The sequence below is a fragment of the Nocardia brasiliensis IFM 10847 genome (assembly GCF_000710915.1).
Classification (GTDB): Bacteria; Actinomycetota; Actinomycetes; order Mycobacteriales; family Mycobacteriaceae; genus Nocardia; species Nocardia brasiliensis_A.
This window is the reverse complement of record NZ_BAUA01000091.1, coordinates 53575-60580: the sequence shown is the minus strand read 5'-3', so window position 1 is coordinate 60580 and position 7006 is coordinate 53575. Positions and strand designations below refer to the sequence as shown.

Annotated in this window: 6 protein-coding genes and 1 pseudogene; 3 read left to right on the top strand and 4 right to left on the bottom strand. The window is 69.6% G+C overall.

All coding sequences use genetic code 11. The features are described from left to right. A pseudogene (locus tag NBRGI_RS20265) lies at positions 1-193 on the bottom strand (phenylalanine 4-monooxygenase); the annotation flags it as partial. 337 nt (positions 194-530) lie between these two features. Here NBRGI_RS20265 and NBRGI_RS20255 point away from each other — a divergent pair. Further along, positions 531-734, top strand: a complete 204-nt coding sequence (locus NBRGI_RS20255) for a type II toxin-antitoxin system VapB family antitoxin (RefSeq protein WP_014981886.1) — start codon at positions 531-533, stop codon at positions 732-734. A 5-nt stretch (positions 735-739) separates the two neighbouring features. Here the strand turns inward: NBRGI_RS20255 and NBRGI_RS20250 are convergent, their stop codons facing one another. After that, the gene (locus tag NBRGI_RS20250) at positions 740-2272 is read right to left on the bottom strand and encodes an alpha/beta hydrolase (RefSeq protein WP_029898619.1); all 1533 of its coding nucleotides are present in this window, start codon (positions 2270-2272) and stop codon (positions 740-742) included. A 162-nt stretch (positions 2273-2434) separates the two neighbouring features. On the opposite strand from NBRGI_RS20250, the gene radC reads away from it, so the two are divergent. After that, entirely contained in the window at positions 2435-3109 is a 675-nt protein-coding gene (gene radC / locus NBRGI_RS20245) for a RadC family protein (protein WP_029898617.1), read from the top strand. A gap of 323 nt (positions 3110-3432) precedes the next feature. Continuing rightward, positions 3433-4176 (top strand): DUF6008 family protein, encoded by a 744-nt coding sequence (locus NBRGI_RS20240; protein WP_051727902.1) that lies wholly within the window; start codon positions 3433-3435, stop codon positions 4174-4176. Positions 4177-4245: 69 nt separating this feature from the next. Here the strand turns inward: NBRGI_RS20240 and NBRGI_RS20235 are convergent, their stop codons facing one another. After that, positions 4246-5898: an alkaline phosphatase D family protein gene (locus NBRGI_RS20235; RefSeq protein WP_029898613.1), complete on the bottom strand. Its 1653-nt coding sequence runs from the start codon at positions 5896-5898 to the stop codon at positions 4246-4248. Positions 5899-5987: 89 nt separating this feature from the next. Next, a complete protein-coding gene (locus NBRGI_RS20230; protein ID WP_029898611.1) occupies positions 5988-6848 on the bottom strand; it encodes a hypothetical protein in 861 nt (286 codons plus the stop codon). Between the last annotated feature and the right edge of the window lie 158 nt (positions 6849-7006).

Here is a 7006-nt window from a genome sequence, read left to right as displayed (position 1 = left end):
GTTCTTCGTCGGTGTAGTCGATCTGCGGAACCGGCTTGCCCGGCGCGTAGTCGAGTGCCAGTTCGGCGATGGCGTTGCGCCGGGTCCGGTAGTCAGCGTCGTGCACGCCAGGGTGCTCGTCGCTCAGGTGGACGGTCACATCGCCGTCGCCGGACCGGGTCACCGGTGAGTACAGCTGAGCTTCGGTGAACATACGACGATGCAAGCACCGCGACGGCCCGGCGACAACAAACGGACATTCAGCTTGACAAAGTGTCTAGCTGGTGCCCGATTCGTGTCCACATACCGGCGTAGGACCGCCTGATCCGACGGCGAGCTGACCAGTGGCTGTCGGGTCGTCCTACCCGTCCGGGCTCGCGGTGCCGAAGACGATGCCGAGTGTGTGCCGGGAACCGCCTATGTGCCTGTTCACCCGGGTGCCGAACCTACTTGCGGCCCTGAAAAACTCGGCGAATTCGGTGACTCTGATCGATTTGCCGGACATGAGCGGGCGAGACAGCGCAAAATGGCGAACGTACGAAGGAGGACGCATGAAATCCGTGCGGATCGATCTCGACCAGAAACTGCTCGCCGCCGCTGCCGCGATCATGGGCACCTCGACGAGCAACGCCACCATCAACGAGGCACTGCGCCGGATCGTCGTGCACGAACGCCAGCTACGCCATCTCGAAAAGCTCGCCGCGACAGCATTGTTCGCGCTGCCGGGGCCCGAGGTAGTGGTAGTCGACGGATAGCCGGCTCAGGACTTGCGGCAGCGCAGGCCCTCGGCCGGTGCGGTCAGGTCGATCAGATACTTCAGTACGGGTTCGTCCACGCACGCGACGCCCTCGAAGGTCACGCCGTGCTGGGTGCCCTCGTAGGTGATCAGTGTGGCGCCGAGGGTCTTCGCGAGTGTGACGCCGCCGGCGTAGGGCGTCGCCGGATCACCCGTCACCGCGACGACCACGACCTTCGGCAACCCGGCCACGTTCGGCACGTGCGGCTGCGCGGTCGGCGGGATCGGCCAGAACGCGCAGGCGTCCAGCGGCGTCTGGCCGGTGGCCACGCCGTCGTCGAAAATCGGCGCGGCACTGCGGGATCGGCGGTCGATATCGGTCGCCACCGCGCGGTCGGTCACCCGCACCTCCTCCAGGCAGAGCACCGCGCGGTGCACGTCGTCGGAGGAGACCTCCTGGTACTCGCCCGCTTCGCCGAGCAGCGCGTCGCCGCGGCCGTTGGCGAGTTCGGTCAAACCCCGGGTGAGCGCGGGCCAGGACTCCGGGTTGTAGAGCGAGGCGATGGTCGCGGTGATGACCGCGTCGTAGTCGAGGCCGCGTTGGTCCTGGGTACGGATCGGGCGTCGGATCAGCGGTAGCACCAGGGCGCGATAGGCCTCCGTCGCCTTCTTCGGATCGGTGCCGAGCGGGCAGTCCGGCGCTTTGGCGCAATCCGTGGCGTAGGCGTCGAAGGCCTGCTGGAAACCGGCCGAGGTGATCACTTCGTCGCCGATGTTCGTGGTCGGATCCACGGGGGCGTCGAGCACCATGGCGCGCACCCGGTCCGGGAACAGTTCGGCATAGGTCGAGCCCAGCCGGGTGCCGTAGGACCCGCCGAAGTAGGTCAGTTTGCGGTCGCCGAGCACGGCGCGGATGACATCCATGTCGCGGGCGACGTCACCGGTGCCGACGTGCCCGAGCAGTGCCAGCCCGGTGCGCTGGGCGCACGAGTCCGCGTATTCCTCGTTCTCCTGCTCGATCTGGTCGATCTCGGCGAACGGATCCGTCATACCGAGCACGCGTCGGCTGGTGAGGTGCTCCTTCGTGGAACGGCACCGGACCAACGGGGTCGATGCGCCGAGCCCGCGCACGTCCATCCCGATCACGTCGAAGCGTTCGGCCACCGGCAGCTTCGCCAGCGCCAGCGGCATGAGCAGGCCGGGCACGCCCGGCCCACCCGGATTCGTCAGCAGCGAAGCGACTTTGGCGCCGGTGGCGCGCAGCCGGGAGATCGCGATCTGCGCCGTCTCACCGTCGGGCCGGCCGTAGTCGATCGGCACGGTCACCCGCGCGCACTGGATTCCGGCGGCGGTGAGTTCGGCTCCGCCGCCCGGATAGTCGTCGCACGAGCCCCACGCGATCTGCTGCTGGTAGTACCGATCCAGGGTCGGGACCGGCGGCGGCGCCGCGTCCGTGCCGCCGCCGCACCCGGCGGCCAGCAACACGACCGCGGTGAGCAGCGCGGTCAGCGCGGCAACCCGCTCGGATGCCGCGGTTCCCTTGCGCGATGTGCACATTCGTCGACCCCTGTACTCCGTGTGACGTACTCAGTCTGCCGGACGGACACCGAACCGCAATCGGCAGGACCGGACAACTCGGGCGGCGCGCGGGCGCGGACACCATGTCGGTGGGTCCTGGCACACTACGTGACACTGTCGCCGTGACCAAGGGGTGGAACGATGCCGGTTTCTCTTATCGATGTGCCCGTCGAGCAGCGCCCGCGCGAGCGACTGCTCGCCCTCGGCCCGCAGGCGCTCAGCGACGCCGAATTACTGGCTCTGCTGCTACGCCACGGCAGGCCCGGGGCGAGCGCCCTCGATCTGGCGGTGGAGTTGCTCGTCGAGCACGGCGGCCTGGCCGAGCTGGCGGCGGCGCGCCCCGAGGAGCTGGCCCGCCGCGCGGGCATCGGGACGGCCAAGGCCGCAGCCCTCGTCGCTGCGTTCCATCTCGGCGCGCGCGCCCGCGCCGGCACCGGCACCGCGACGCGGCTCACCGGCGCGTCCGATGTCGCCGCCGCGGCCCGCCCGCTGTTCACCGGCGCGCGGGTGGAGCGGCTGCTGGTGTTGGTGTGCGACGCGCAGAATCGGTTGCGGCGCAAGGTGTTCGTCGCCGAAGGCGCGGTCGACCAGGTGGCCGTCCCGGTCCGCGAGATCCTGAACACCGTCCTGCGCCACGACGGCCGCGCCTTCGCCGTCGTGCACAACCACCCGTCCGGCGACGCGGCGCCCAGCCTGGACGATCGCCGCGCCACCACGCTGCTCGCCGAGGCCGCGCGCACCGTCGGTCTCCGCTTCCTCGACCATGTGGTAATTGCGGGCGAAGCGTGGGCCAGCGCGCCCGCCATTTCGTACTGACCGGTGCGTTGTATTATCGGCATCGGCGACGATAATAAACTTTCTGGTCGGTCAGCAGATGATCGCCGGATAACTCGGTTATCCGGCGATATCGGCTCGAGGATCGAATGCAAACGGGGATAGGCGCTGTTCAGCGCGCCGTTTACGCAGCACGCAGCCTGAATTGTGGCATGTCTGGAAATAGCAACATTATATTCGTGATACCGATGATGGGCGGCGGTTCCGGAAGAAAAGTGAAAATGTGCTATTTGGATCGCGATGGCAGGCCTTGAATTACCCTGTTTGTATTCCCGTATTCATTGGGTGGCGACAGGCGGTACGAGATGGAAAACATGCATCACGGTGCGGGTGCGACCGGATGGGAGATCGCCGGCGCGATCGCGATGCTGGCGTGGATGGTGGTGATGTGGGCCGCGGTAGCCGTGCTGATCGTCGCCATGCGTCGCGGCGTGCGGCCGTGGATGTACCGCGCGAGTCTGGGCGTCATCGGGCTCGGCGTCCTTGCGCAGATCGGCCACTTCCAGGAACACGTGCTGCAGGTCGGCTACTGGCTCGGGCACCCGAACTCGCCGGCCTGGATGACCCCGTGGGGCACCGGCCTGGCGAACGGATTCGGGCAGGTCGACACCTCGAAACCGACACTCGGCATGGAGATCCTGCATCTGGCAGGCAATTTCCAGTTCCTCGCCGGTCTGGTGGGGGTCGCGCTGATCACGCATCGGGCGCTGGAGAGCAAGGCGCGCAAATGGGGCCGGATGGGCGTGTTGATGCAGGGCATCCACGGCCTCGAACACATCGCGCTCACCGTCTCGGTGGCGTTGGGAGCGAAGGCCATCGGGCTGTCGACCTGGTTCGGGTTGCTCGACCCCGGTCCCGGGCTGTGGACCTATCGGGTGTGGTGGCATTTCGCGGCCAACGTGGTCGGCACGACGATCTTCGTCCTCGCGCTGATCCACCTGTGGCGCGAGCGGGCCACCATCGAAGCCACCTTCCGCACGCCGTCCGAGCGTTCCACCACCACCGCGGAAGAGCTGGCCCCGCCGGAGTTGCCGGTCCCGGTCCGATAGTCGTCGCTACCTTCGCTGTTTCCCGCCCGTCAGCAGGTGACGTGCGGGAAACAGCTTGTGCGGCAACGGCTAACGAGGGCCGGTGGCGGGTGGGGCCGCGGCCGAGTCCGGTGTCGACGACGGGGGAGCCGGCTCGGATTGCGTGTCCTGCACCACGCCCGGGGTGCCCTCCTGCACCACGAACGTGGCCCGGGTCTGTATGGGCGCGCCCGGGCGGCGGATGTACGGCACCACCCGGAAGTCGCTGCGCCACAGGCCGTGCTCGAGTTGCACGCGGACGTAGCCGCGCTGCGCGTTGAAGAACTTCAGATCGGGATTGGCGGCGAGCAGATTGCGACCGGACGGGTTCATGTCCACCCCGTCGCCGCCGCTGCTGATCGACGTACCGATGAATTCCGAAGCGACGACCGGTGATTCGGGGTCGGCGAAGTCGCGGCGCAGGTTCGCGGCATGGTTCTGGTGCCGGTCGCCGGTGATCACCACGAGATTGCGTACACCGAGGTCGGCGGCCGCGCCGAGCACCGCGTTGCGGTCGGCGACGTAGCCGTCCCACGAGTCGGTGCCGACCGCGGTGACCGGTCCGGCGTCCTGATCGGACTGACCCATCGACACCTGATTACCGAGGATCTGCCAGCGCGCCGCCGAGCCGGCGAATCCGTCTATCAGCCAATCGCGTTGCCGCGCACCCAGTATCGTGCGGTCGGCGGCGAGGCGGTCGGCGCAATCGATGACGGTGTTGCCGTCGCCGCAGGCCTGCTTGTCGCGGTACTGCCGGGTGTCGAGCATGGTGATCTCGGCCAGGTCGCCGAAGGCGTAGCGGCGGTGCAGGTGGATCGACGGCCCGGCGGGCAGCTGCGCCAGCCGCAGCGGTTGATGCTCGTACATCGCCTGGAAGGCGGCGGCCTTGCGGCGGCGGAACAGCGCGGGCAGGCGGTAGATGTCGAGGCCGAGACCGGGGGAGTCGCCCGCCCAGTTGTTGTCGATCTCGTGGTCGTCCATGGTGACCAGCCACGGGAACGCGGCATGTGCGTCGCGCAGCGGCGGCTCTGCCTTGGCCTGTGCGTAGCGCAACCGGTACCCGGCCAGGTCCACCGCCTCGCGCTGCATGTGCGGTTCCATCGACATGCCCGCACGCCCGCGGTTCCAGCCCCGCTCATAGATGTAATCGCCCAGGTGCACAACGAGATCCAGGTCCTCGGCAGCCATGTGCTGGTAGGCGGTGAAGAAGCCCGAGGTCCACGACTGGCACGACGCGAACGCGAAACGCATCCGCGCGGTCGGCCGCCCGGGCGGCGGCGCCGTGCGGGTCCGGCCCACCGGCGAGAGCGCCGATCCGGCCCGGAATCGATAGAAGTACCACCGGTCCGGCGCCAACCCGCTGATCTCGGGATGCACGCTGTGTGCCAGTTCGCGGGTCGCGACCGCCGTGCCGCGCGCCACCACCTGCCGGAACTGCTCGTCGTGCGCGATTTCGTAGTCCACGCTCACCGGGGCCAACGGCATCCCGCCCAGTCCGTCGGGTGCGAGCGGATCCGGGGCGAGCCGCGTCCACAACACCACGCCGTCGGCCGTCGGCTCGCCTGAGGCCACGCCGAGCGTGAACGGGTCGTCGGACCAGCGCGGGGCGCGAAAGCGGGTGCTGCTCGCCGCGGCGGTCCCGACCAGCACGGCAAGCGACCCGGCACCCCCGAATCTCAGCAGTTGGCGTCGCGACAGACCCATACGTCAGGGTATATCGGTAATCTGCGGGCCCGCCGGGCGTTGGCTGCTGGTGGGTCGTGTGCGGGTTGTCCGGCCGAGGCCCGGGGAAGTTACTGCCGCGACCTCAGCTGGGCGGGCCGAGCCGGAGCGGCTTGTACTCGGGTTCGGTCTTGCCGGTGCCGGTGCCGAGGTCGGCGTCCGGGGGTGCCCGCGACCGGTGACGCGGCGCTGAGCGAGGCCATTCCGGCACTGCCGGTGGCGATTCCGGCCGCCATCCCCGCCCCGAGGGCGACGCCGAACGGGACGGCGGCGGCGCTGCCGTTGCCGAGCATGGCGCTGCCCGTGCCCGCCATCGCCGCGAACGGTGCGGCCGCCGCGCCCGCGCCCGCCAGGCTGGCACTGCCCGTGCCCGCCGCCGCGCTGCCCGCACCGAGCATGGCCAACGGGGTGCCGAGGCCACCGCTGGCCACGCTGCCCGAGGCTCCCAGAGCCGCGCTGCCGGTGCCGAGGAACGCCGCGCCGGTACCGAGCACGACGCCCAGCGGCGCGAGTGCCGCGCTGCCGGTGCCCGCCGCGGCGCTGCCGGTGCCGAGCACGGCCGCCCATGGCGCGGCGGCGGCGCTGCCGGTCCCCAGCATCGCGCTGCCGGTGCCGATCAGGGCGGCCAGGCCGAGGCCGAGGGCGGCGCCGCCGGTGCCGAGCGGGCCCGCGGTGTCGACCAGACCCGGATACAGCAGGCTGTTGAGCACCGTGCGGCGCGGTGTCGCGATCGGGACGAGGCCCGGGTACAGCAGCGTGCTGAGCACGGCCTGCGATGTGGCCGCTCCGGGGAGATGGGTGGTGACGACCGCGCTCACTGCGGAATCCCGATGTGGCGCATTCCCGGTCGGCGCGGAGGCCGTCGCCGCCGCGGCGACCAGTGCCGGGCAGGTGAGCAGGGTGGCGGCGATCGCGGTGCGGAGCATGAACATGAATGAGCGCCTTCCTCCGGGCCACGCACGGTGAGCGGTGTGGCGTGGCTGACGATGTATCGGCAACCTGGAGAACACGTCCAAGATCAACTTACCGGCAACCCGGCAGTAGTGCGGGCACATTGCCCTCGATCGCTGCCGGACGGACCAGGCGGCCC